Origin of the sequence: Bacillus sp. NPDC060175 (assembly GCF_042728695.1) — a bacterium.
In the GTDB taxonomy this organism is placed as follows: Bacteria; Bacillota; Bacilli; order Bacillales; family Bacillaceae_G; genus Bacillus_A.
Map to the genome: position 1 here is coordinate 28460 of NZ_JBHWYR010000034.1, position 25088 is coordinate 53547.

Sequence of the window (25088 nt, forward strand, 5' to 3'; positions counted from 1 at the left end):
ATAAAAAAGTAGAGCATCGAATTCCGATGCTCTACTTTCCTTTTGCAACAATCACACGAACTACTTTTAGCGCAAGCAGTAAGAGAAAGTTCGCTACTGCTACAAATCCTAGGAAAGCTGCTATCATCAGCTCTCCCATTCCGTTATTAAATACAAGCATAACAGCAGAAATAAAAGCCAAAATAAAGTAAAACTTTAATGCGGGATAAAGGGCGCTCACAATTTCTAATACCTCTCATCTACCCGTAACTCTTTACTATACTTTTGAATAAAAAATGATGAAATAACCATCATCATTCCTACACTAAACCCAATAAGCTGGTCCAGTAGCATCTCATCATGGATGAACCAGCGAAGTAGAAATACACCACCAAAAATAAGTATCATAGTAAATCCAGTATGTCTAAGCCCCTTATATACATTTTCCATATGTATCACCTCTCCACACAACTTTATCCATATTATACCATAACTAAATATATATATATGTTTCTAAAATGGCATTCAGTTATAGATCAATAATAAAAAAGACTGCGGAGAACTCCTTCTCCACAGCCTAATTATTACTTTTGCAAGAACGACTGTAAATCTGCAAATTGTCTCTTTGCATCTTCATAGCCTTGCTCATATAAACTTTGTAGCTTTGCCGCATCTTTTTCCATACGATCTACTTGAAGCGGCACTTCCGGGCGAATAACAAATAAATTACCCGCTTGCTCTTCTTTTTCAATGTAGTGAAGTGTTTCATTATACACTTCATAACGAGCTAGCATCGTATTAACAAGGTTCGGATATTTTTTATAAGCTTTCGTTGCAATCCATCCAAATTTTGATTTTTTCTTCGCATAACCATGGTTTCTCGTCAAAATAACGACTGATTTTTTAAACCCGTCCGATTGTGCTTTACGCACTGGAATCGGATCTGAAATCCCGCCATCTAATAACTGCTTACCACGGTAATTTACTACTGGTGCAATGAAAGGTAATGAACTAGACGCTTGTAATAAATTTAGCGCATCATCATTCGTTCCCTCTTTTTCAAAATAAACAGACTGTCCTGTTTCACAATCCGTTGTTCCTACAAGAAAGCGTTCGGGACTATTAAAGTATGTTTCAAAATCAAACGGCACATGCTTTTCTGGTATTTCATGAAAAATGAAATCCATATCAAATAACTGACGTTTTCTCCATAAGTTTTTATACGATAAATACTTCGGATGTGATACATAATCAATATTGACCGTTTTGTTTCTATTTCTTTGTCTGGAAAGATACGACGCTGCATGACAAGCACCAGCTGATACACCGACTACATATGGAAAATATAAATCTTGTTCCATAAAGTATTCTAGTATCCCACCAGTATATACACCACGCATACCGCCTCCTTCTAATACTAACCCCGTATTTTCAAGCATGTTATTCTCTCCTCTTTATATACATTGACTCTTTAATTATTCACTATGTTAAGTATCTTTTTCTATTATATATGAGTTCTTTCAGAAATTATATTCAAAAGGCTTGAAAAAAGAGATTTTTTCTTCCAATTATATTTCCAAATGATCGGAGACATCCTTTATAAACCTTTGAATAAAATTTTGCTCTTCTTTCGTATATCCATCTAAAAGTAACAGCCACTTTTCTTCAGCTTGTTTATGCAACTTTTCATGAGCTTTATATATTTCATTTCCTCTTTCCGTTAAGCGGAAGAAAATTTCTTTTTGATTATCTAACATTTGCATCTTCTCAACGAATTGCTTTTGAAACAACTTTGTACAAATTTTAGAGATTGCACCCTTCGTCATTCCCATTTCTGTCGTAATAGCCGTTACATTCATAAGACCATTTTGTCCGATACACTCGATAACATGTAACTCAGATAAAGACATACCACTTACACCTGTTTCACGAAGAAACTTCTCATTATTTTCTTTCATATGTTCTTCTTTTTTATGAAAAAGTGTACGAATATCCGAAATTATTTCCATTTGTTTCGCTGTACGTTCCAATCCGCCCGCCTCCTAAGTTTCCAAAGAAACAATTTAACTATATACCATTTTAAAATCATTTCTCCATCTTTACAAGTGAGAAAATCATGTTAAAATAAATTTAGTTTCCTAGGAAACTAAATGACAAGGAGGTTAACATAATGAAAAAATCCAAACTAAATTTCATTTTATATGTTGTCTGTATTAGTGCTTTACTCGGTTCCTTTTCTCAAAATATTTACACACCTATTTTACCGATGATTCAAAATTCATTTCATACTTCTCTTTATCTCGTAAATTTAACCGTTTCACTTTTCACATTCGTTCTTGCGATTATGCAGCTCATCTATGGACCTTTAATTGATACAATAGGAAGAAAATCTGTCCTTATCCCTAGTTTAATCATTAGTACAATTGGTTCAATCGGTTGTGCTTTCTCACCAAACATTTACTTATTTCTATTCTTTAGAGCTGTTCAAGCTATAGGAATAGCGGCTATACCTATAGTTGCAGCAACGATTATCGGTGATTTATTTGAAGGAAAAGAACGTGGAGAAGCGATGAGCCTTTATCAAATGTTACTTGCTCTCGCACCTGCTCTCGGCCCTCTCATAGGTGGTTATCTCGGCAGTATAAATGGTCACTTATCCGTATTTCTGTTTTTATCTATACTTGGCATTCTCTTATTAATTATAAACATTTCACTACTTCCAGAAACAAAACCAAATGTAATTGAGCAACCTAAAACAAAAAAGAATTACTGGCTTATCTTAAAAAATAAAACTGGATCTTCCATTGCTCTTATTGGCTTTATTCAATTTTGTATGTATTTCTGCTTCCTCGTTTTTTTGCCTAGCATATTAACAAAGATATTTTATCTACACGCAGGTGAAATTGGTCTTATGTTTGTACCGATGTCCCTTTCTATTATGTTAGGAAGTTATTGCTACAAATTTTTGCAAAAACGGCTCACAACAAAGCAAGCTTTATTCATCACTAGTTTCTTCAATATTATATGTGTCACTTTATTCTCTTTCACATATAGCATCAATATCCCATTCATAATTATCGTTACATCTTTATACGGTTTTAGTATGGGACTTTCTATGCCAACTCACACTACTTTATTAACGGAAGAATTCGTACAAGAACGTGCAACTGCTATCGGTATGTACAACTTCATTCGCTATCTCGGTATGGGTGCTGGACCTATTATAAGTGGATTTCTTTTATTTAACCAAAATTATTTTTGGATTTTCTTCATAGGAGCAATTATGTTTCTACTCGTAATCTTATATGCGATGAAAATGCTACGCTCCCCTACCGCACACAAAGCAAAATAGAGCCCCCGAAAGGTCGGCTCTATTTTAAGCTCTTTGATCAGCAACAATATGAATATCAATATACTTCGTTTGTCTCATAATTTCATTTACAATAGAACCTTTTCGTATTTCCTCCCACCGTGTTCTCGCCGATTGCCCGAGTAAAACTTGTGTTACTTGTAGTCTCTGGGCAACTTCAATAATAACATCCGCCGGTTTTCTTCCTTTCGCTTCTTCTAATACAAAACTCGCATCAAATTGATTCGTTAGCGACTTCCACTCTTCAATTGTTTGCTTTTTCCCTGCTGAAAGAGAATCTATATTTTCCCTCTCAACGTTTAAGACATACAATTCAGCGTTTAACCGGTCAGCCATACGCCAACCTCTTCGTATCAACTTCTCCGCTGTTGAACTGTATTGTACACAAACGAGAATTTTTTCTTTCACCCCAATTGGTTCTGTAACTGTTTGACTAATTTTCTCATCCATATCATCTGCCACTTCACGAAGCGATAACTCTCTGAGTGCCCCTAAATTATTGAGTGTGAAGAAATTTTGTAAGCTTTGCTCTATTTTTTCTTCCTTATATATCTTTCCATCTATTAATCTCTTCCGGAGTACCTCGGGCGTTGCATCAACGAGTTGAATTTCATTTGCTTTTTGCAAAATAAAATCTGGAATACGCTCTCTTACTTTTACATTCGTAATTTGAGCTACAATGTCATGAACACTTTCTAAATGTTGAATATTAAATGCTGATAATACGGATATGCCTGCTTCTAATAATTCTTGTACATCCATATAACGTTTCTTATTTTTAGATCCAGGAATATTACTATGCGCGAGTTCATCCACTACAACTACTTGCGGTGCACGCTTTATAATTCCTTCCACATCAAGCTCACAAAATAACTTTCCTTTATACTGTATTTCTTTTAAAGGGACTTTTTCTAAATCAGCAATCGCTTCTTCTGTCTCTTCCCTCCCATGTGTTTCAATTAAACCAATTACAATATCAATACCATCCTTTTTCATTTCTCTAGCATCATAGAGCATCTTATAACTTTTTCCTACTCCTGGAGCCGCTCCTACATATAGCTTTAACTTCCCACGATTTTGTTGACGAATGTATTCTAAATACTCTTCTGGTGTTCGCCTTTGAAACGTCGGTTTATAGTCATCCGCATACAAAACACTCACAACCTTTCTTTCGAAACAACACTACCTCAATCCGTTAGATTGAGGTAGCACTGTTACTATTTCATTAATTTCTGTAATTCTAAATTTAACTTTAAAACGTTCACGCGATCTTCTCCAAACAAGCCAAGTGCAGCACCTTCTGTTTGATCCTTAATCAATTGATCCAGCTTTTCTTTCGGAATATTCGTTAATTTCGAGATGCGATCTACCTGCACAGAAGCCGCTTTTGGACTAATGTCAGGATCAAGCCCTGAACCCGAATTCGTCACTAAATCTATCGGTACTTCTGTAACTGGAACGGCCCTGTTTTGTTTCTTCCAGTCTTCAATACTTTTCTCAACTCGTTTTGCTAATTCTGGATCAGACGGTGCATAGTTATTTGAACCAGATGCTTCTGCTTTATATTCTATACTAGAGACACGTCCATGAAAATAACGTGGATCTGTGAAATTTTGACCGATTAATTTTGAACCAACTACTTCATCCTTATCATTATATATAAGACTTCCATCCGCATTATCCTTCATTACCGCTTGCGCAATACCAGTTACAATAAGCGGGTATACAAGTCCACACAAGACTAGAAATGTAAAAGTAATACGAATAATTGGTGAAAGTATACTTTGTTTTTTCGCCATCTTTTTTCCCCTCTTCCTTATATGAACAAGCCGACAATCATATCAATTACTTTAATTCCAATGAACGGAACGATCACTCCGCCAAGCCCGTAAATGAATAAGTTTCGACTAAGTAGTGCATTAGAACTCATCGGTTTATACGCAATACCTTTCATCGCTAACGGAATGAGTAACGGAATAATAACTGCATTAAATATTAATGCTGATAAGATTGCTGAAAGCGGTGATGTTAATTTCATAATGTTTAATGCTTCCATTTGCGGAATCGCAAGTGTAAACATTGCTGGAATGATTGCAAAATATTTTGCAATATCATTCGCAATACTAAACGTCGTTAACGCACCTCGTGTCATTAACAATTGCTTACCGATTCCTACAACCTCAATAATTTTCGTTGGATTCGAATCTAAATCAATCATATTCGCTGCTTCTTTCGCAGCTGTCGTACCACTATTCATCGCTAATCCAACGTCAGCTTGCGCTAATGCCGGAGCATCATTTGTACCATCACCTGTCATCGCTACAAGTTTCCCTTTATCTTGCTCTGCTTTAATAACCGCAATTTTATCCTCCGGTTTACACTCGGCAACGAATTCATCTACCCCTGCTTCTTTTGCAATTGTTGCTGCTGTTAACGGATTATCACCAGTACACATAACCGTTTTAATCCCCATTTGGCGCAATTGTTCAAAACGTTCACGCATACCAGGTTTTACTGTATCCTTTAAATAAATCAAACCATAAATACGATCATCTACTGCAACTACAAGCGGTGTCCCGCCCTCTTTTGAGATTAAATCTGCTTTTTGATTCACATCTTTCGGAATTGTTCCGCCTTGCGATTGAACCCATTCAATAACTGCACTAACAGCACCTTTTCTCACTTTCGTTCCGTCCTGTAAATCAACACCACTCATTCTCGTTTCTGCTTTAAATGGAACAAATTCACCTTGTTCTGCAATTTCTCTATTATATGATATAGATTTCGTTTGTACATATTCTATAACTGATCGACCTTCTGGTGTTTCATCTAAAACTGAGCTAATCGCAGCCCATTTTCCTACTTGCTCAATCGTTTCATTTCCTACAGGAAGCAGTGTATGTGCCATCCGGTTTCCGAAAGTAATCGTACCCGTTTTATCTAAAATAATTGTATTAATATCACCCGCAGCTTCTACTGCTTTCCCTGACATTGCTAGCACATTAAATTTTGTCACACGGTCCATCCCAGCAATACCAATCGCTGATAATAACCCACCAATTGTCGTCGGAATTAAACAAACTAACAACGCTACAAGTACAGCTGTATCAATTTGAAACCCTAAATAATTTGTAAAAATCGGCAACGTCACAACAACTATTAAGAAAATAAGAGTTAAACTCGTTAATACTGTATTTAAAGCAATCTCATTCGGCGTTTTTTGACGAGCAGCTCCTTCTACTAAAGAAATCATTTTATCGATAAATGATTCACCTGGGTTACTCGTAATCACAATTGTAATCTCATCACTTACGACCATCGTACCGCCTGTTACGGAACAAAAATCGCCACCTGCTTCTTTTATAACAGGAGCAGATTCTCCTGTTATTGCAGATTCATCTACAGACGCTAATCCTTTAATTACTTCACCATCATTTGGAATCATTTCTCCTTGTTTTACAATAACAATGTCACCTTTTCTCAGATCAGTTGCTGAAACTTGAACAATGTCTCCATTTTCTTTTACAACATTTGCAAATACATCTTTTTTCGATTGTTTTAAAGAATCGGCTTGCGCTTTACCACGACCTTCAGCTAACGCTTCTGCAAAGTTAGCAAATAAAACTGTAAATAATAGAATGAGAGAAACTGTTATATTAAACCATCCTGGTACGCTACTCGAACTACTTGGAAGAAAGGATAAAAGTAACGTTATTATAAATCCAATTTCCACAATGAACATAATAGGATTTTTTATCATTACTTTCGGATTCAATTTCGCAAAGGATTGTTTCATCGCATGCGTCACGATATCACGATCCAACGTTTTCGCTTGTCTAACCTCATCTTCTATAACATGTATTTGTGACTCGTTCACTTGTTTTTCTTTTACTACTACCGGTCTCATCATTTACCCTCCATTACTTCAATGTAAGAAATTCTGCAATTGGACCTAATACTAACATCGGGAAGAATGTTAACGCACCGACAATTACAATCGTTCCGATGAAGATGCCACCAAATAAACTATTATCCGTACGGAATGTTCCGACTGTTTCTGGTACGACCGTTTTCTCCTTCAGTGAAGCAGAAACAGCTAGCATCGTAATTAAGCTGAAATAACGTCCTAAAAACATAACTAAACCAGTCGTAATATTCCAAAACGGCGTATTATCCCCTAAACCTTCAAATCCAGACCCGTTATTCGCAGCTGACGATGTGTATTCATATACAACTTGCGTTAAACCGTGAAAACCGGAATGAGAAATGGCATCTGTTCCTAAACTTGTTGAAAGAGCTAATGCTGAAAATCCTAAAATAAGCAACGGATGGAATAATATCGTTACCGCAATTAATTTCATTTCCTTACCTTCAATCTTTTTACCTAAAAACTCTGGCGTCCGTCCGACCATTAATCCTGATATAAAGACTGCAATAATTGCATACATGATAATATTGATAAAGCCTGCTCCAACGCCGCCATATACTGTATTCAACATCATATTTACGAGTGGAACTAAACCGCCAATTGGTGTTAACGTATCATGCATCGTATCAACCGCTCCTGTTTCAGCAGCTGTCGTTACTGTCGCGTAAAGTGAAGAAAATACGGTTCCGAATCGTACTTCTTTTCCTTCTGTGCTTCCTTGCACATGCTGGATACCCGTTTGGTTCAATACTGGATTTCCATGTAATTCGGATGTCGTAATCGTTATAAATCCTAGTAAAAAGACCATGAACAGTGATACAAAAAGGATACGTCCTTGCTTTTTATTTCCTACCATTCTTCCGTACGTAAATGGAAGTGCTGTTGGTAATAACATCATAAGCATCATTTGCAAAATATTACTAATTTGTCCTGGATTTTCAAATGGATGCGCTGAGTTTGCTCCGAAGAAACCACCACCATTATTCCCAAGTTCCTTAATTGAAACGAATGATGCAACTGGTCCACGTAATATACTTTGCTTTGCACCTTCAATCGTATGTGCTGTAACTGCCCCGTCTAACGTTTGTGGTACACCGAGTGCGACAAAGGCTAACGCCGCAACAAATGCGATTGGAAGAAAAACTCTCGTTAAAGCTCTCGTAAAATCAACGAAGAAGTTCCCAAGTTCTTTTCCAGCAAGCCCTCTTATAAATGCCATAACAATCGCTAACGTCGTTGCTGGTGCTGCAAACATTAAAAACGTAATGGCGATTAATTGTGATAAATAAGATAAACCATTTTCACCGCTATAATGCTGCAAATTTGTATCAGCCATAAAACTAATTGCTGTATTAAAAGCGAGCGTAGGCTCCATCCCTGCAATATGCGCTGGATTTAGCGGCAGCACACCTTGTAATCTGAAAATGAAATAAACAACGATAATCATAAATCCGTTTAACAAAATTAATGATAATGCGTATTGCTTCCACGTTTGATTGTATGCTTTTACACCCGTAATTTTAAAAATAAGTTTTTCAAAAGGCCCGAATACTTTATCTAGCTTCTTGCTACCTTGAAAGGCTTTCTCTAAATAAATCCCCATTGGCTTTGCTACTAGAATAAACAAGAGCATTGTAATAACGACTGCAACCCAAATCATAATGAATGATTCCCCCTAATTAAAACTTTTCTGGATTTAATAATGCGTATACTAAGTACACCGTAATCGCTGCAACAATAACCGATAAGGCAATCATCATGATTGCTTCCCTTCTTTCACAACTTTATCTGACCAACTTGCAAGACTTGCCATCGATGCGACTAACCCAACAAAAATCCCGATCATTACAACATCTAACATAACTATCCCTCTCTTCTGTTAAAATTTTCCATCTAATCATCAAAAAAAGAACACTAAGCTCTACTTAGTGTTCGAAACGAACTACACAAAGTAAACCTCCTCTCTAAACGCTTACGAGGTTAGCTGTCGGATTCGGGCCTAAAGAGTAGCCCTACTTTCAAAACTGAAAGATTCACCCCAAGTGACGATGCACAAAATTGGTTCCCCCGCTCCATTTCTGGAACTCAGCGATTTTAGGTTTTTTTTGGAAATTTCATGAATGATTTATGAGAGTAAATATACTCCTCTATATTTAACTTGTAAAGAGGCAAATTACTGAAAATAAGAAAATATCCCGCTGTTTAAACGCTTACATTAAGTGTTATTCATATAATTCCATCTATTTCCTTGTCTTTTCTTTCTTTTTCATAAAAATGATCTTTTAAATATGAAATAAAAAGAGCGAACTACATGAAGTGCATAGCTTGTTGCACTCAGTATTCGCTCTTTTTTCATTCAACCTTTATCCCGCTATTTGTGAGCAGTAAGACTCCCACTGATTAAAGTTTCACTTTATTCTCCACGCAAAAATGCACGTAAATTTCTCCCCCGAATATAAACTTGTGACAGTTCTGCATGTAGCTGCTCATATTCGATAATATCCGTTTTTAAATATAAAGCATCTTTCGATGGCAATATTATATATGGCCTTGGAAAAATAGGATCGAGCACTACCAATTCTTGAACTCGCTCTACCGATACCACCCAACGATTCGCAATATCTCCTAGTAACAATACCCTCATCTTCGTTTCCCCCGCCCTATTCAAAAAATAAAAAAGAAATATTATCACAGTTCGTAAACACTACAAATTTAGCTCCAATTGTTTCATAGAGCCTGGCTGGATAGCGTTTATTCTTTGTAACAACAGTAATAGGCGCTTGAAAAGAAAAACGAATGCGTTCTGTGAAAAAGCTAACTATCGGAAGCTCATCTCCTAATAAAATTACTTTCTTAATCCGCTCGCAAATACTAGTAAAATCCTGCTCCTTATTACAGCTATAAGTCGAATCAAATCCACAATTTCTAACTTGAGCTGCTAGCTCTTCATTTGCTGTAAAAATAATTAACTCATGCTGAACTGCTACTAGCTCTCTTAAACTCTTTACCTTATTTTCTTCTCCAACACAAATAAGCGTTAATTCCATGTACCTCATCCTCCTTAGCATAAAAGAACTCCAACACAGATTGATATTCTCCTATACTAATCAGACCGACGAAGTGATATATCCATCATGGCACCGTCCTCTCTCAAGACGCTTACGAAGTTAGCTGTCGGATTCGGACTTTGAGAGTAGCCCTACTTTCAACATTGAAAGATTCACCCCTAGTGACGACGCACAAATTGGTTCCTCCGCTCCATACAATTGGACTCAGCGTATTACAAGAAATGTATTCTGGCTGATATATTACTCCTGTATTTGGAAAAAGTAAACAATAAAAATTTTTGTATTCAATAGGGATTTTCATTAGTCGTATTGTAATAATACTAAATAAAAAAATGATTAAAAACTAAAAGTGAAAAGAGGATGGTATATGATCGAGGATACAAAGAATAATTTTATCAAAATAATAAATATTCTAGGTAATTCGTTGCTATTCATTCTAGCGATTATAGTTATTATTCCTGGTTATACTGAATTCCGTACTACATTAGAAATCATTTTTTTAATTTCTTGTTTGTTATTAATTTATAGTAAATACTTAAGTAAAAATAAGAAAGCTATGATTCCCTATTTTATATATTTAATATTAATCTCATCACATCTTTTATATACTTTACTCATCTAAAGGACGCATTTAAACAAGAAGAACCAATCACATTTGCTAGCATATATTAAACCCCTATTAATCATTAACATTAATAACCAGTGGGGATATAGCCCCACTGGTTAAATTTTCACTTATGCATGTGTCTTATTCACTTTATAAGCAAAATGATTCGTCGGTCCATGGCCACTACCAATATTCAATGGCTCTTCAATTGCTATACTAATAAATCGTTTTGCCTCTTGAACTGCCTCTTCAATTGAGTATCCTTTTGCAAGTCCAGCTGTAACTGCTGAAGCAAATGTGCAGCCACTTCCGTGCGTTTGCTTCGAAGGAATTCGTTCACTTCTAAATTCAATAAACTCTTCTCCATCAAAGAGTAAATCAATTACTTCATTACCTTGATATTCTGCATGTCCGCCCTTCATAAGAACATATTTAGCACCTAATTCGTGCAATACTTTCGCAGCTTCTTTACTATCTTCTATATTTTGAATCTCCATCCCAGTTAACACTTCTGCTTCCGGAACATTCGGTGTTACAACAGTTGCTAGTGGCAATAAATATTCTTTTAATGCTTGCACTGCTTCTTGTTGTAATAATGATGCCCCGCCCTTAGCAATCATAACAGGATCTAGCACAATATTATTCCAGCCAAATTTCTTAATATGTTCTGCGACAATTTGAATAATTTCACTGCTAAATAGCATCCCTAGTTTCACAGCATCTGGCGTTAAATCCGTACCAATTGAATTCAGCTGTTCCGTAATTCCTTCTAAAGAAACAGGATATACCCCTTGAACGCCAAGCGTATTTTGAGCAGTAATTGCTGTAATAGCCGTCATGCCATACACACCAAGCTCTTGGAATGTTTTTAAATCTGCTTGAATTCCAGCACCGCCTCCGCTGTCAGATCCTGCAATTGTTAAAGCTTTATTCACTTCCATCTCACTCATCCTTTTCTATCCAAAATAGCGATGATAAATCGTCTTTGCTTCGCTTATATCTTTCGTTCCATGTACAAGTACACGGCCATCTTTAAAGGCAACTAATCTCTTTCCTTCAACTGAAAACGATAGTAAGTATGGATTTACATTCAAATCATTCACACGGTCATTCAGCAGTTTTTTATATTGTTCAAAATTCATTTCCTCTTTATAAGGTGGTCTAATTTGAACTGTATTTCTCCCGCATAAAACTGCTGTTTTCGATGTGTTTTCTTTATTTAAATATGGATATAACGCATTCTCACCGCACGATAGACAATTATGTTTACGAAGTTTTTGCACGTTCATACATGAATATTCATTTTTCCATACATCAAATGATACAAGTCCATCTCGAAGCGATTCATAATCTTCTACTAACAGTTTAAGTGTTTCCGTTACTTGATGAGAAACGACAAGAGATACAGCAGGTGATATAATCCCCGCTGTATCACATGTCGCTCCGCCAAGCGGAATCGATTGTAATAAACATGATAAACATGGCGTTTTACTAGGAAGAATTGTGTAAGAAAGGCCGTAACTTCCTACACATGCCCCGTAAACCCATGGAATAGAATATTTTTGCGATATATCGTTCACAATGAAACGCGTTTCGAAATTATCAGTCGCATCAATGATTACATCAACGTTTGTAACGAGTTCTTCTAATTCTTCAGCCGTTACATCTTGAACGAGAGCTTCTACTCTTACTTCACTATTAACCTCTTCCAGACGCTTCTTTGCCGCTACAGCCTTCGGAAGGTTATTCTCTACATCACACTCTGCATACAATTGCTGCCTTTGTAAATTACTCCAATCTACATAATCGCGGTCAACAATTGTCACCTTACCAACGCCTGCTCTTACAAACATCTCTGCATTTGCACTACCTAGTGCACCCGCACCAATAATGAGTACATGCTTTTCTCCTATCTTTTGTTGTCCTTCTTCTCCAATTGGAGAAAATAATTCTTGGCGAGAATATCGATTATTCAACTACGCTCATTCCTTCTAAAGGACTACTCGCTGTCGCACAACGTTTGCGCGCAATACGACCCGCTTCAAAGCCTAATCGGCCTGCTTCAATACCTAATTTCATCGCGGATGCCATTTTAATAGGATCTTTCGCACCAGATACTGCTGTATTTAATAACACGCCATCTGCTCCTAATTCCATTGCAAATGCCGCATCAGCTGGGCTACCAATACCGGCATCAACGATAACAGGTACTGTCGCTTGTTCAATAATGAAGCTTAAATTTAATGGATTTACAATACCAAGCCCTGAACCAATCGGTGATGCACCTGGCATAATGGCATGCACGCCAAGTTCTTGTAATTTACGCGCTAATACAACATCATCAGATGTGTACGGTAGAACGATAAATCCTTCTTCAAGTAACATTTCAGATGCTTTTAACGTTTCTACCGGATCAGGTAATAACGTTCTATCATCACCAATAACTTCTACTTTTATCATGTCACAAAGTCCAGAAGCTTTTGCTAATTTCGCAATTCGAACAGCTTCTTCAGCATTTTTTGCTCCCGCTGTATTTGGTAGTAACGTATATTTTTTCAAATCAAGTTTCTCTAATAAATTAGGTTGCTTCGCATCAAATATATCCATACGACGTACTGCGAACGTTAAAATTTCAGCTTCAGAAACGTCAATTGCCTTTTGCTGCACATCAAAATCAGAGAATTTCCCTGTTCCTAATAAAAGTCTAGAATGAAATGAAAATGGTCCAATGTTTAACATAATCAACCGCCTCCTACGAAAGTTACAATCTCAATTTGGTCTCCATCAAAAACTGATGTATCTTTATGATCATCTTTTTGTAAAATATCTTTATTACGCTCTACTACAACAATTCTGTTATCTAATTCTAAATGTGTAAGTAGCTCAGCTACTGTTTTCACACTCACTGGTACTTCAATTTGATTACCATTAATTTTCAAATTCAAACTTCCATCCCCTTTCTAAACCGATTTAGAAAGCAATGAATCTAGCAGATGATTCTCCTGCTTTCCTTCTATTAAATCAGCCATATACTGACCAGAAACAGGACTTAATAAAATACCGTTTCGATAATGTCCAGTACAAGCATATAAACCTTTTATTTCTTCATGCTCTCCCATATAAGGAGCTTCATGATTCGATTGTGGCCTTAATCCTGCCCATGTACTTTCCCACTCTGCTTCTTTTAAAGCAGGCAATATCGTATAAGCACGCTTTAATATGGAAGTAATACTTTCTGGTTGTACAGATTTATTGAACGTATGAGGCTTCATCGTTGCCCCAATCACATAACGGCCACCGCGCTTCGGCGTAATATAAAACCGCTCTTGGAAAATAGGAGCTTTCAAGAGAGGTTTCCTGCTTCTTACTGCAACAACCTCTCCCTTAACAGGATATGTACCCCAATCACTATGGAAATAATGTAGTAATTTCGTACTCCATGACCCTCCAGCGATAACGACTTTTTCGCATGTGATTACACCTTCACTCGTAACAATCCCAGTCACTTTATTATTCTCAATACGAATATCAAACACTTCTGTTTGTTCATATATGTCAGCTCCAGAAAATGCCGCGGAATGTGCGAATGCTTTCGTAAGCTCTGGCGCAATAACGTGACCATCTTTCGGATAATATACCGCTCCTATAATTGACTCGGATAGAAACGGCTCTTTTTCCCGTAAATGGTCCCCCGTTAGAAAATAGGAATCTTCACCTGTTTTCTGTTGCCAATCCATAATATGAAGAATTCTTTCCTTCTCATCTTCATTTTGGGCAATGCGATAAATGCCTTTTTCCTCATACCCAATATCGATGCCTGTCTTTTCACGTAAAACTTCTGCAAGTTGTGGAAATATAGCACGGCTTTCTCTAGCAAGTTCAAACAGCGGATCATATTCATCCCACTCTGCCTGAACACCGAGTAAACCAGCAGCTGCTTTCGAAGCTTCAGATGCGATTCTTTGCTTCTCTACAATCGCTACTTTATGCCCTCTTTCTGCTAGAAAGTGTGCAACTGAACTACCAATTACACCTCCGCCAATAATCGCTACATCGTACTTCTTACACATGTTTTTCCGCCCACTTTCTTATTGATTCCTTATAAGATTTCGCCTTGCTATGCGGATTACTACTGCTTATAATCCCGGACATAACAGCAATGCCACTTACACCATTTGCAAGAACATCACCTGTATTTTCCGGAGTGATTCCACCAATTGCAGTTATTGGTATGGATAAGCACCTTGCCATATGAGCAATTTCTTCTAATCCTCTTGCTGGTACATCCTTTTTACAAGTCGTTGGAAATACATGACCGTAAACGAGGGAATCCGCTCCATTTTTAAATGCCACTATCGCTTCATCTAGAAAATGTACTGAATAACCAACATGCAAATAAGAAAACTTTTCTTTCACTGACCTTACATCTGCGCTTCGATATCCTAGCTGCACACGCGGAATATTTAATAGAATAGCAATATCAATTCGATCATTTATCACTATCTTTGATGCCGGAAAGCCTTTACCCAAAAGACTTTCCACACCTTCATACAATTCCTTCGTACTTTTCTCACGCTCACGAATATGCAAATAATCAATCTCACTCTCAATTTGCATCGCTACATTCACTAACTCTTCGAATGGCATGTGACCATTTGAGATTACATGGAGCTCATTTTTCATATTCATTCGCCTACTTTAAAATGTTTTCGAATAATTCATCGGCTGGAACAATTTCTTTCGTCATTCCTTTTTCTTTCAGCCATTTATTTTGCTTCTCCCATGACTCTTTTGAATCTGATAAGAATGGCTCATCTTTCGTTTCCATCTTCTCTAATAAAATTTTCATACTTTCTTTTTCAACTTCTGGTACTAGCGGGAAGTTTTCTTTTTCTTGATGATTTAATAAAATATTTAATGCTTCATCCGGATTTTTCTTCATGAAATCATATCCTTTTTTCGCACCACGTAAAAAGGCTTGCAATGCTTCTTTATCTTTTTTCAACGTTTTATCACCCGCTACAAACACAAGCTCATGATAGTTCGGTACTCCGTAATCAGCTGGATTAAAGTATGCTGGTTCATGTCCCTCATGACGCATAACAGGTACTTCATGGTTAATGTATGCTCCTGTTACAGCATCTACTTTTTTCGTAATTAACGCTGGTACTAAATCAAATCCAACATCAACTACTTTTACTGTATCTGGATTACCACCATCTTTTTTTATCATCGTTTTTAAATATGCTTCACTTAAAGGGGTTCCAGAATATCCAACTGTTTTTCCTTCTAAATCTTTCGGTGATTGAATACCTGCCGATTTCAGCGATACAACATGATTTAATGGGGAACGTACGACAGCTCCAATTGATTTCACTGGAATTTGTTCATTTGCTCTGGCCATAACAACATCTGGCTGATAATACAAACCAACTGTCACTTTCCCTGCTGCCGCTAGCGTTAATGGATCAGTCGGATTAGAAGGGAATTTAATATTCACCTTTACTCCTTCTTCTTTAAAGTATCCTTTTTCAATTGCCGTATAAATAAAGCTATGTACCGCATTCGGGTACCAATCAAGCATGACCGTTATTTCTTTTTCTTTTTTACTCTTATCTGATGCTGAATTACTCGAACATCCTGCAATCATTGCAACTAATAATGTAAACACAAAGATGCGTTTTAATAATTTCATGAATGTTTCCTCCAACTAATAAATTTCTTTTCTAATATAGAAATAAGTATGACGAAGAAAATAGCTAATAATGATAACAATACAATGGGTGCAAATACACCAGCTCCGTCTAACTGCGTCATCATTCTTTTACTGAAATATCCAAGCCCAGCTTGTGCACCCAGCCATTCTCCAATTGCTGCCCCTATTACACTAAGCGGAACTGCAATTTTTAACGCTGAGAAAAAGTAAGGAAGAGCAGATGGCAATTTTAGCTTTAGAAAAATATCCTTTTTCGTTGCACCGTACGTAACTAAGAGCTCCTCCCATTCTTTCTTCGTACTACGCAGTCCATCATACGTATTTACCGCAATTGGGAAAAACGTAATTAAAACTGTAACAACAACCTTGCTCCAAATGGTATATCCAAACCATAAAACAAATAGTGGCGCAAGTGCTGTAATCGGGATTGTTTGTGAAGCTACTAATAACGGATAAAACGCTCTCTCCATCCATGTACTCGCATTCATTAACATTGCTAGCCCTACGCCCAGTACGATAGAAATAACAACGCCTATTAAAACGACGTACAACGTTGCAGGTAAATGAACCGTAAATAATATATCTTTCAGCACCCATATCTTCATTACAATTGCAGACGGTGATGGCAAAATGTACATCTCATCTACAATTCTTGCTCCTACTTCCCACAGAGCAAGTAAAATTCCACTTAATATGAGGGCAGGTAATAGCTCCTTCAAGCGATTCATCATACGAGTACCTGCCTTTGTAACATACTAAGGAGATCTTCTTTAAGCGCTAACACTTCAGGCTTATATAAATCTTTTCTTGTTCGGTTACGATCAAGCGGCACAATTCGCTCAGTTAAAGTTGCTATCGGTTGATTTTCTACAACCAAAATTCGATTAGAAAGAAACAGTGCTTCTTCAACATCATGAGTGATAAATAAAATTGTTTTTTCCCACTCTTTCCATTGTTCAAACAACCATTCTTGCAAAGATGCCTTCGTTAAAGCGTCCAATGCACTAAAAGGTTCATCTAACAATAATATCTCCCCGCCTGTTAATAAAGTTCGGATAAAAGATACGCGTTGCCTCATACCGCCAGATAAATCTTTCGGATATTTTTTCTCGTACCCTTGTAAACCAAATTTATGTAACAGTTCTTTCGCTTTTACTTGCGCTTCTTTCTTCTGCACTCCTTGGCACTCTAGCGGCAGGGCCGCATTTTCAATAATCGTCCTCCACGGCAAGAGCATATCTCTTTGGGGCATATACCCTACAGGATGACTCTTTGTTTCTGTCAGCTCTATCTGTCCAATACTTGCCTCTTCTAAGCCTGTAATAAGGCGAAATAAAGTACTTTTCCCGCATCCACTCGGTCCGATAATACTTACAAACTCTTTATCTTGTATAGAAGCATTTAATTCACTGATGATTGGTTTCTCATCATAATGAAAGGAAACATTATGAAACTGTAGTATGTTCTTGCTCCTCAAAACCCCACATCTCCTTACGATAAGCCATATCCCAGAATAAATATTCAAATCGGCTGGAATATAAGAAAATCTCCTCTAATCGGTCTAGCTCTTTCTCTGACTTTCCAACTGCCATTTCATTTAATAAATCTATTAACCAAATACAAAGGTTACCGTATTCTTCAGAACTATATCCTTGAATCCACTCTCCAAAGAACTCATGATCTCCTGCTCCAGGAATATCATTTAAACGCTTTCCAATCTCCCAATAACTCCACATACATGGAAGTAAAGCTGATATTAATTCTGCAAGTGTGCCATTTTGAGATACAGACATCATGTAATTTGTATAGGCTAAATTTTTAGCAGATGGTTTCGCAGATTCCATCTCTTGTGCAGAAATGCCAAGTCTTTTTGCATACTGTTTATGAATCGTCATTTCACCATTTAAAATCCCATCAATTTGCTCTGCAAATTTTGCCATAACTTGTGGATTCGTTGCCTTTACAACCCCAATTGCATATAGCTTTGCATAATCTAACAAATATAAATAATCTTGAATAATATAGTACTGGAATTTGTCTTTTTCCAACGTACCATCCCCCATACCTACTACAAACGGATGATTATGACTTTTCTCCCAAACAGGCTGCACCGTATCAAATAATCTTTCACAAAATTTCATTAATAATTCCCCTTCCTATATATCTATTTATCTCAATAAAAAAACCACTTCTGTATATAAGAAGTGGTTACAGCAAATAAAATTATAATTTATTCGTTGTTCCACTTCCCTTCGCTAGTATTATCTAGATCAGGTGTTGTAAGGGTTAAGGATTATTCCTCTCTCAGCACGAAAAGCACCCCTAGTGGTGTTAATATGAAATTTTTAAATAAAAAAGCCCCGTTTCTATACGCAAAGAAACGGGGACTCATTGTTAGTGTCCGAATTGCTTCCCTACGCTAGCATAATCTAGATCAGGTAATAAAAAGGATCAAAGACTTAAGGTCTTACTCTCAGCTGGCAACACCAGCCCTCCTAGCAAACTATAAAATTATCACTGTCAGTATAACACCGCCATAAGACATCATCAACTGTTTTAATTTTCTTAATTGCGAATTAAATATTAACGTGTTAAACAAATATAAATGCGACCCCACAAATGATATATACAATATTTATATATGAACCTCTCTTCTAACATTATTTATATTGATTTCATATTACATTTATGTGAATACACCCACTATATTATATCTTTATACTATAATAAAATTACAACTATACAACTAGAGGAGGTCTTTATTACATGAATATGAAAGCTACAGCTTTAACAGCAACTACTATCGCAATTGCTTCTTTACTTCCTTCTATGGGAGAATCCGATATACAAACAGCAGCTGCTAAGCAACCATCTACAGTAAAAACTGGATATGTAAAAATTGATAACGTTGCACTACATCAAAATAACCATGCAGACAGTGCAATAATTGATAACATTCGATTTAATAGCCCTGTTACTATTCTTGAGACAACTCAAGATTGGTATAAAGTATCTGTTAACAACAAAACAGGCTATATGAAAAAAGATGCAATTCTATTCAAAAAAAATGTTCAACCAAAGAATCAATATATCGTAAATGCAAACGCATTAAACGTTCGTTCTGAACCTAATACAGAGTCTTCTATTCTAGATATATTACCAAATGGTCAATTCATTACCATTCAAGGTGAACAAGGAGATTGGTACAAAATATTACATAACGGGCAAATTGGTTACGTCCAAAAAACATTTGTATCTAATGGATCCACACCTCTAGTAAAAGGTGTAACTGTACAAGATTCTCCTTCTTATACTGTTGCAACACCAAAATTAAATGTACGTAGCAATGCTAGCACAAGTGGCACTCTACTTGGCTCATTACAAAATGGTACACAAGTACAAGTAGTAGAAACGGTAGGTACTTGGTATAAAATTCGTTTTGGCACAGGATACGGATATGTAGCAAAACACTATGTAGTGCAAAATCAAAATCAAGCACAAGCTAAAACAGCTCAACCTGCATCAATTCCAGCAGTTTTCAAATTCCCTACTCAAGGAAAAATCAGCTCCACTTTTGATATGCGCTGGGAGCAAATGCATTATGGTATAGATATAGCAGCACAAGGAAATGTCTCTATTCAAGCTGCTGCTGCGGGTAAGGTTGTGAAATCTTATTATTCGGCTAGCTACGGCAATGTCGTGTTCATCGCCCATCAAATAAATGGGAAATTATATACAACAGTTTATGCTCATATGAAGGATCGTACTGTACAAGCTGGTGATCAAGTACAAACTGGACAATTAGTAGGTCATATGGGAAATACAGGTCATTCATACGGGCAACATCTTCATTTTGAATTACATAATGGGGAATGGAATTTTGAAAAAACAAATGCAGTAAACCCACTGCCATATTTAGTTAGGTAAATTATATGCCACGCAATATACCTCTCTTTATTGAATACCTGGCCTTTTTAGGTTTAATCTGTTGTTTAATCATTTATAATACGAACACTGTATTTTTATCTATTATTATTGCTTTTGTTGCTTTAGAAATCATTATGGAAGCATTACAAATGCGGCTAAAACAAAAAATTGCCCATATTTATAATGCAATTTTTCTTTTGAGTGCTCTTATAACAAATATAATTAGTAATGGTTTTTATTTATCTACTGTACTTCCTGTATTCTTTATAGGTGTTTTATTATTCCTAGCTAGATACGTTAATGTTCCTAATAACCAAAAACATGAACAAGAAGCTTAGAAAGAGGAGACACTGTGTACCAATCTTTCAAAGATAATCCAATGAAATATATATTGAATTTATATGAAAAAATGAATACTTTTTTTGGTATACAAGGAAGTTATACTTCACAATTTCTCCTTTATGGAATGTTATTTCTTATCTTAGTTACTTTCTCCTTGTTTTACTAACAAAAAAGGATCTCACATAAACTTGAGATCCTTTTTAATTTATATTAATTTTTAATATGTAAAATACGGTTTATCCACAAGCATATTTTTCATAAATAAAACTAAGATTATATTTTTTCTCTAAGCTCATTCTTTGTTCATCGTCGCACCAATAGAAAAGAATATCATGAATCGTTGCATAACGCTTATTTTTAAGAAATAGTTTAAAGAATGATGGTAAACAATCATGTAATTGTATAAATATATAATTGCGTAGTAGTTCTTCTTTGTATTCAATTCCCTTACAAATATACAGTAATTCTTCACAATAATATGCATGCTGTGGAACTTGGATCATTTCGAAAAATGGTACATATGATAGTAACTTTCCAATAAAATGACCATACCGATCCATTACCCCTATCGTCATATGCTCCATCATTTCTTTCATCACATATAAATAATCATCTACATGAGTTGTCTTTAAAGGGTCTAATCGATCGGAAATTTGTGAAAGTACAGCTCTTTGACAAGCTAAAACTGCTTGACTAGGTCCATAATATGATAGGAAGTCTGTACACTTACGATACTTTCGTAATAAGTCATGTGTATATAAATCATACACAAAAGTATTACAATGCATTGCTAGACTCATCATATCACTATTTAATTGCTCTTTTGACAGTAGCTTCGCTCGCTTACATATATAAAAGAATGTAAATTCCAATACTTCTTTATGAGATAATAGATGTTTGCAATCGGTTATACATTTCTCATTAAATTTAACTCGATCCCAAATTTCTACATCCTCAGCTGTTAATTCACCAATACGATATTTAATAATTAAATAGTTTAAAGCAACTGCTTTCGTCAAAAGATCCCATGTTTCATACTCCAATGAAGTTTGGACAAATTCATCTAGCCCTTGGGTTATCATAAAAGCATTTGCCTCTTCATACCAACCAATCTCTTGACATAAACGAAGAATACGTACTAGAGTTGGAATTCCATCTTTATGAAACTGCGGTAAATTCTTTACTTTATCCATGCCATATACGATAAATGCCGCTAAATTTTCTTCTTTATAAAATTCTTTTTCTTTCCATACTAATATAGTTCGCTCTTTCCCTTCACCTTTTGGATGACAAGGTACAAGCAAAGAAAATAACTCAGCGAAATTATTTGGTTCTATATATGTATCTGTAACCAAATTCCAATTTGGATCGCCCTGTACAGCCCTCATATAATTCCCCTTCCCTTTTTATCCCGCTATTTTCAGGCAGTAAGACTCCCACCTCAAAATTCTGCGAATGCGAGGAAGTTAGGTGGGAGATAAAACTGCCCATAAAAGCCCGATTGGTTCAACTAATAATTATTGGGGGATGGACACCCCCCCCCCAATAATTAAAGTTTCACTTTATCTACGTAGGAAATATTAATTCATTATTACATCATTAATAATAAATATTGTTATATTCAAAATCTATCATAATACTTATATCTCTCAGTATATCATTTTTTCTCTTATTAAAAATTAGGAATGACAAATTTAAAAAAACTGTCAAAAATATTGACTCTATACTTATTATATAATGCCCTAGATACATCACGCTAACATATTAGTTTAATCCATATATACTAGAATGATGTATCTGATCTTTATACATAATTTATTCCGTATGCTCCGAGATTTCACTTAAAGCAAACCCTGCTTGATCATCTGCTGATTTTCTTATAGCTAAATCACCTAGTGCTAGCATCCCAACGAGTTGACCGCTCTCAACTACCGGTAACCGTCTAATTTGATATTGTGCCATTAATTCTGTAGCTTTTTCAATAGAATCATCTGGAGAAACTGAAACAATGTTTGTTGTCATTACATTTGTAATTTGATTAGATCCAGGATGTTTTTCAGCAATCCCACGAACAACTAAGTCTCGATCAGTAACAAGCCCAACAACTTGTTTATTTTCAATAACAGGAATCAATCCAACCGATTCTTCCTTCATTTTTACAGCCGCCTCATATACATTGTCTAATGGTGTACAATGTACGATATGAGTACTCATAAGTTCTCTAACTTGTGTCATTTTTCATCTCCTCCTTTTAATACATACCATAGCTTTTCCTAAATCCCTTTATTTATTTGAGGAAAATAAGGTGATAAAAAGAGGCTTATACATAATAAAAAAGAGTCAGCAATATGCTGACTCTTTTTTTATGACCCGTACGGGATTCGAACCCGTGTTACCGCCGTGAAAGGGCGGTGTCTTAACCACTTGACCAACGGGCCATGGCTCCGCAGGTAGGACTCGAACCTACGACCGATCGGTTAACAGCCGATAGCTCTACCACTGAGCTACTGCGGAATATATGGTGGGCCTAAATGGACTCGAACCATCGACCTCACGCTTATCAGGCGTGCGCTCTAACCAGCTGAGCTATAGGCCCATATAATTTACAGGGGCAGTAGGAATTGAACCCACACTGGAGGTTTTGGAGACCTCAGTTCTACCTTTAAACTATGCCCCTAAATGGTGCCGGCTAGAGGACTTGAACCCCCAACCTACTGATTACAAGTCAGTTGCTCTACCAATTGAGCTAAGCCGGCATAAATAAAAAAAAATAAAAAAAATAAAAAAATGGTGGCTCGGGACGGAATCGAACCGCCGACACGAGGATTTTCAGTCCTCTGCTCTACCGACTGAGCTACCGAGCCAACATAAAATGGCGGTCCCGACCGGGGTCGAACCGGCGATCTCCTGCGTGACAGGCAGGCATGTTAACCACTACACCACGGGACCATTGGTTGCGGGGACAGGATTTGAACCTGCGACCTTCGGGTTATGAGCCCGACGAGCTACCGTACTGCTCCACCCCGCGACGATATTATGTTTTAAAAATAAATGGAGGAGGTAGAGGGATTCGAACCCCCGCGCGACTCTCGCCGCCTGTCGGTTTTCAAGACCGATCCCTTCAGCCGAACTTGGGTATACCTCCGACATATAAAAAATAAAGTGGAGCCTAGCGGGATCGAACCGCTGACCTCCTGCGTGCAAGGCAGGCGCTCTCCCAGCTGAGCTAAGGCCCCATGTTTTTGGGAAAATCGGGAAGACAGGATTTGAACCTGCGACCCCCTGGTCCCAAACCAGGTGCTCTACCAAGCTGAGCCACTTCCCGTTAATAAAAGCGCGCCCGAGAGGAGTCGAACCCCTAACCTCTTGATCCGTAGTCAAACGCTCTATCCAATTGAGCTACGGGCGCATATGGTGCCGAGGGCGGGGGTCGAACCCGCACGGTGGTCACCCACCGCAGGATTTTAAGTCCTGTGCGTCTGCCTGTTCCGCCACCCCGGCATGTCATATTGAAAATTGGAGCGGAAGACGGGATTCGAACCCGCGACCCCAACCTTGGCAAGGTTGTATTCTACCACTGAACTACTTCCGCAAGACATGTATGAGATATTTTATTAAAAGTGCGGGTGAAGGGAGTCGAACCCCCACGCCAAAGGCGCCAGATCCTAAGTCTGGTGCGTCTGCCAATTCCGCCACACCCGCATATTTTTTAAGAAAATGGTGAGCCATGAAGGATTCGAACCTTCGACCCTCTGATTAAAAGTCAGATGCTCTACCAACTGAGCTAATGGCTCTTAATGGCTGGGCTAGCTGGATTCGAACCAGCGCATGACGGAGTCAAAGTCCGTTGCCTTACCGCTTGGCTATAGCCCAATAATTAAGAAATGGTGGAGGGGGGCAGATTCGAACTGCCGAACCCAAAGGAGCGGATTTACAGTCCGCCGCGTTTAGCCACTTCGCTACCCCTCCGACATATATGGTGGAGGATGACGGGATCGAACCGCCGACCCCCTGCTTGTAAGGCAGGTGCTCTCCCAGCTGAGCTAATCCTCCATTTTGCCTGGCAACGTCCTACTCTCACAGGGACAAGGTCCCAACTACCATCGGCGCTAGAGAGCTTAACTTCCGTGTTCGGTATGGGAACGGGTGTG

The 25088-nt window shown here is 37.2% G+C and carries 26 protein-coding genes, 19 tRNA genes, 1 rRNA gene, 1 pseudogene and 4 riboswitches; of the genes and pseudogenes, 3 read left to right on the forward strand and 44 right to left on the reverse strand.

The features are described from left to right. Positions 1–31 precede the first annotated feature (31 nt). The 4 genes and pseudogenes from ACFWDE_RS17380 to ACFWDE_RS17395 all read right to left on the reverse strand — a co-directional run. Positions 32–187, reverse strand: a pseudogene (locus ACFWDE_RS17380) (sugar ABC transporter ATPase); the annotation flags it as partial. A 38-nt stretch (positions 188–225) separates the two neighbouring features. Next, positions 226–429, reverse strand: a complete 204-nt coding sequence (locus ACFWDE_RS17385; RefSeq protein ID WP_377893578.1) for a hypothetical protein — start codon at positions 427–429, stop codon at positions 226–228. A 134-nt stretch (positions 430–563) separates the two neighbouring features. After that, positions 564–1418 carry a patatin-like phospholipase family protein gene (locus ACFWDE_RS17390; protein WP_377893579.1) on the reverse strand — a complete coding sequence of 285 codons (855 nt, stop codon included), beginning with the start codon at positions 1416–1418 and terminating at the stop codon, positions 564–566. A 129-nt stretch (positions 1419–1547) separates the two neighbouring features. Beyond that, positions 1548–2009 (reverse strand): MarR family transcriptional regulator, encoded by a 462-nt coding sequence (locus tag ACFWDE_RS17395; protein WP_377893581.1) that lies wholly within the window; start codon positions 2007–2009, stop codon positions 1548–1550. A gap of 140 nt (positions 2010–2149) precedes the next feature. Between ACFWDE_RS17395 and ACFWDE_RS17400 the strand changes: the two genes are divergently transcribed. Continuing rightward, positions 2150–3331 carry an MFS transporter gene (locus tag ACFWDE_RS17400; protein ID WP_377893582.1) on the forward strand — a complete coding sequence of 394 codons (1182 nt, stop codon included), beginning with the start codon at positions 2150–2152 and terminating at the stop codon, positions 3329–3331. Between the two features lie 24 nt (positions 3332–3355). Here ACFWDE_RS17400 and kdpDN read toward each other — a convergent pair whose 3' ends face one another. From kdpDN to tenA, 18 genes are all read right to left on the reverse strand, one after another. Beyond that, complete coding sequence (gene kdpDN, locus ACFWDE_RS17405) at positions 3356–4510, reverse strand: KdpD-like non-kinase potassium sensor (RefSeq protein WP_377893584.1); 1155 nt, start codon at positions 4508–4510, stop codon at positions 3356–3358. Between the two features lie 56 nt (positions 4511–4566). Continuing rightward, on the reverse strand, positions 4567–5148 hold the full coding sequence (gene kdpC / locus ACFWDE_RS17410; RefSeq protein ID WP_002063856.1) for a K(+)-transporting ATPase subunit C: 582 nt from the start codon (positions 5146–5148) through the stop codon (positions 4567–4569). 17 nt (positions 5149–5165) lie between these two features. Then, positions 5166–7256, reverse strand: coding sequence for a potassium-transporting ATPase subunit KdpB (gene kdpB / locus ACFWDE_RS17415; RefSeq protein WP_377893586.1), 2091 nt, complete (start codon positions 7254–7256; stop codon positions 5166–5168). 13 nt (positions 7257–7269) lie between these two features. Next, positions 7270–8937 (reverse strand): potassium-transporting ATPase subunit KdpA, encoded by a 1668-nt coding sequence (gene kdpA, locus ACFWDE_RS17420; RefSeq protein WP_377893587.1) that lies wholly within the window; start codon positions 8935–8937, stop codon positions 7270–7272. A 19-nt stretch (positions 8938–8956) separates the two neighbouring features. Continuing rightward, positions 8957–9037 (reverse strand): K(+)-transporting ATPase subunit F, encoded by an 81-nt coding sequence (kdpF, locus tag ACFWDE_RS17425; protein ID WP_000972378.1) that lies wholly within the window; start codon positions 9035–9037, stop codon positions 8957–8959. Then, entirely contained in the window at positions 9034–9138 is a 105-nt protein-coding gene (locus tag ACFWDE_RS17430) for a SipW-dependent-type signal peptide-containing protein (protein WP_000887888.1), read from the reverse strand. The genes kdpF and ACFWDE_RS17430 overlap by 4 nt, the downstream gene beginning before the upstream one ends. Before the next feature lie 94 nt (positions 9139–9232). Beyond that, a riboswitch (cyclic di-AMP (ydaO/yuaA leader) is annotated at positions 9233–9378 on the reverse strand. A gap of 312 nt (positions 9379–9690) precedes the next feature. Further along, positions 9691–9921 carry a hypothetical protein gene (locus tag ACFWDE_RS17435; RefSeq protein ID WP_033706424.1) on the reverse strand — a complete coding sequence of 77 codons (231 nt, stop codon included), beginning with the start codon at positions 9919–9921 and terminating at the stop codon, positions 9691–9693. 16 nt (positions 9922–9937) lie between these two features. Further along, entirely contained in the window at positions 9938–10324 is a 387-nt protein-coding gene (locus ACFWDE_RS17440) for a hypothetical protein (RefSeq protein ID WP_377893589.1), read from the reverse strand. 93 nt (positions 10325–10417) lie between these two features. Beyond that, positions 10418–10565: riboswitch (cyclic di-AMP (ydaO/yuaA leader) on the reverse strand. A 515-nt stretch (positions 10566–11080) separates the two neighbouring features. Continuing rightward, the gene (gene thiD / locus ACFWDE_RS17445; RefSeq protein WP_377893591.1) at positions 11081–11902 is read right to left on the reverse strand and encodes a bifunctional hydroxymethylpyrimidine kinase/phosphomethylpyrimidine kinase; all 822 of its coding nucleotides are present in this window, start codon (positions 11900–11902) and stop codon (positions 11081–11083) included. Positions 11903–11908: 6 nt separating this feature from the next. After that, entirely contained in the window at positions 11909–12928 is a 1020-nt protein-coding gene (locus ACFWDE_RS17450; RefSeq protein WP_377893593.1) for a thiazole biosynthesis adenylyltransferase ThiF, read from the reverse strand. Then, positions 12921–13691, reverse strand: coding sequence for a thiazole synthase (gene thiG / locus ACFWDE_RS17455; protein ID WP_377893596.1), 771 nt, complete (start codon positions 13689–13691; stop codon positions 12921–12923). The genes ACFWDE_RS17450 and thiG overlap by 8 nt, the downstream gene beginning before the upstream one ends. A 2-nt stretch (positions 13692–13693) precedes the next feature. After that, positions 13694–13897, reverse strand: coding sequence for a sulfur carrier protein ThiS (gene thiS, locus ACFWDE_RS17460; RefSeq protein WP_033718047.1), 204 nt, complete (start codon positions 13895–13897; stop codon positions 13694–13696). Positions 13898–13912: 15 nt separating this feature from the next. Continuing rightward, positions 13913–15022, reverse strand: a complete 1110-nt coding sequence (thiO, locus tag ACFWDE_RS17465) for a glycine oxidase ThiO (protein WP_377893598.1) — start codon at positions 15020–15022, stop codon at positions 13913–13915. After that, the gene (tenI, locus tag ACFWDE_RS17470) at positions 15015–15635 is read right to left on the reverse strand and encodes a thiazole tautomerase TenI (RefSeq protein ID WP_377893600.1); all 621 of its coding nucleotides are present in this window, start codon (positions 15633–15635) and stop codon (positions 15015–15017) included. Before tenI ends, thiO begins: the two co-directional genes overlap by 8 nt. A 10-nt stretch (positions 15636–15645) precedes the next feature. Continuing rightward, positions 15646–16647 carry an ABC transporter substrate-binding protein gene (locus ACFWDE_RS17475; RefSeq protein ID WP_377893601.1) on the reverse strand — a complete coding sequence of 334 codons (1002 nt, stop codon included), beginning with the start codon at positions 16645–16647 and terminating at the stop codon, positions 15646–15648. Further along, the gene (locus ACFWDE_RS17480; RefSeq protein WP_215581996.1) at positions 16644–17396 is read right to left on the reverse strand and encodes an ABC transporter permease; all 753 of its coding nucleotides are present in this window, start codon (positions 17394–17396) and stop codon (positions 16644–16646) included. Before ACFWDE_RS17480 ends, ACFWDE_RS17475 begins: the two co-directional genes overlap by 4 nt. After that, positions 17396–18145 carry an ABC transporter ATP-binding protein gene (locus ACFWDE_RS17485; RefSeq protein WP_377893603.1) on the reverse strand — a complete coding sequence of 250 codons (750 nt, stop codon included), beginning with the start codon at positions 18143–18145 and terminating at the stop codon, positions 17396–17398. Before ACFWDE_RS17485 ends, ACFWDE_RS17480 begins: the two co-directional genes overlap by 1 nt. Continuing rightward, positions 18114–18809, reverse strand: coding sequence for a thiaminase II (tenA, locus tag ACFWDE_RS17490; RefSeq protein ID WP_002150502.1), 696 nt, complete (start codon positions 18807–18809; stop codon positions 18114–18116). The genes ACFWDE_RS17485 and tenA overlap by 32 nt, the downstream gene beginning before the upstream one ends. A gap of 89 nt (positions 18810–18898) precedes the next feature. Further along, positions 18899–19002: riboswitch (TPP riboswitch) on the reverse strand. 60 nt (positions 19003–19062) lie between these two features. Continuing rightward, positions 19063–19175: riboswitch (TPP riboswitch) on the reverse strand. A gap of 259 nt (positions 19176–19434) precedes the next feature. Here tenA and ACFWDE_RS17495 point away from each other — a divergent pair. Both ACFWDE_RS17495 and ACFWDE_RS17500 read left to right on the forward strand, forming a co-directional pair. After that, complete coding sequence (locus ACFWDE_RS17495) at positions 19435–20595, forward strand: SH3 domain-containing protein (protein WP_377893605.1); 1161 nt, start codon at positions 19435–19437, stop codon at positions 20593–20595. A 5-nt stretch (positions 20596–20600) separates the two neighbouring features. After that, complete coding sequence (locus ACFWDE_RS17500; protein WP_002150506.1) at positions 20601–20933, forward strand: hypothetical protein; 333 nt, start codon at positions 20601–20603, stop codon at positions 20931–20933. Positions 20934–21173: 240 nt separating this feature from the next. Here the strand turns inward: ACFWDE_RS17500 and ACFWDE_RS17505 are convergent, their stop codons facing one another. From ACFWDE_RS17505 to rrf, 22 genes are all read right to left on the reverse strand, one after another. Further along, the gene (locus tag ACFWDE_RS17505) at positions 21174–22325 is read right to left on the reverse strand and encodes a DUF3965 domain-containing protein (RefSeq protein ID WP_377893608.1); all 1152 of its coding nucleotides are present in this window, start codon (positions 22323–22325) and stop codon (positions 21174–21176) included. A gap of 427 nt (positions 22326–22752) precedes the next feature. After that, complete coding sequence (locus tag ACFWDE_RS17510) at positions 22753–23172, reverse strand: CBS domain-containing protein (protein ID WP_002125317.1); 420 nt, start codon at positions 23170–23172, stop codon at positions 22753–22755. A 131-nt stretch (positions 23173–23303) separates the two neighbouring features. Continuing rightward, positions 23304–23375 (reverse strand) — tRNA-Glu (locus ACFWDE_RS17515). 1 nt (position 23376) lies between these two features. Further along, a tRNA-Asn gene (locus tag ACFWDE_RS17520) sits at positions 23377–23451 on the reverse strand. A 5-nt stretch (positions 23452–23456) separates the two neighbouring features. Further along, positions 23457–23533: transfer RNA gene (locus ACFWDE_RS17525), tRNA-Ile, on the reverse strand. Positions 23534–23543: 10 nt separating this feature from the next. Continuing rightward, positions 23544–23614, reverse strand: a tRNA-Trp gene (locus ACFWDE_RS17530). Positions 23615–23617: 3 nt separating this feature from the next. Next, positions 23618–23693, reverse strand: a tRNA-Thr gene (locus ACFWDE_RS17535). Between the two features lie 32 nt (positions 23694–23725). Beyond that, positions 23726–23801 (reverse strand) — tRNA-Phe (locus ACFWDE_RS17540). A 9-nt stretch (positions 23802–23810) separates the two neighbouring features. Then, positions 23811–23886 (reverse strand) — tRNA-Asp (locus ACFWDE_RS17545). Positions 23887–23888: 2 nt separating this feature from the next. After that, positions 23889–23965, reverse strand: a tRNA-Met gene (locus ACFWDE_RS17550). 24 nt (positions 23966–23989) lie between these two features. Continuing rightward, positions 23990–24082, reverse strand: a tRNA-Ser gene (locus ACFWDE_RS17555). Between the two features lie 18 nt (positions 24083–24100). Further along, positions 24101–24173, reverse strand: a tRNA-Ala gene (locus ACFWDE_RS17560). 15 nt (positions 24174–24188) lie between these two features. Next, a tRNA-Pro gene (locus ACFWDE_RS17565) sits at positions 24189–24262 on the reverse strand. 10 nt (positions 24263–24272) lie between these two features. Then, a tRNA-Arg gene (locus ACFWDE_RS17570) sits at positions 24273–24346 on the reverse strand. Positions 24347–24349: 3 nt separating this feature from the next. Continuing rightward, a tRNA-Leu gene (locus ACFWDE_RS17575) sits at positions 24350–24438 on the reverse strand. 16 nt (positions 24439–24454) lie between these two features. Then, positions 24455–24529: transfer RNA gene (locus ACFWDE_RS17580), tRNA-Gly, on the reverse strand. A 29-nt stretch (positions 24530–24558) separates the two neighbouring features. After that, positions 24559–24639: transfer RNA gene (locus tag ACFWDE_RS17585), tRNA-Leu, on the reverse strand. A 16-nt stretch (positions 24640–24655) separates the two neighbouring features. Next, positions 24656–24731 (reverse strand) — tRNA-Lys (locus ACFWDE_RS17590). Positions 24732–24735: 4 nt separating this feature from the next. Continuing rightward, positions 24736–24810: transfer RNA gene (locus ACFWDE_RS17595), tRNA-Gln, on the reverse strand. 12 nt (positions 24811–24822) lie between these two features. Next, positions 24823–24906: transfer RNA gene (locus tag ACFWDE_RS17600), tRNA-Tyr, on the reverse strand. Positions 24907–24914: 8 nt separating this feature from the next. Next, a tRNA-Val gene (locus ACFWDE_RS17605) sits at positions 24915–24990 on the reverse strand. A gap of 5 nt (positions 24991–24995) precedes the next feature. After that, positions 24996–25088 (reverse strand): 5S ribosomal RNA (gene rrf / locus ACFWDE_RS17610); the annotation flags it as partial.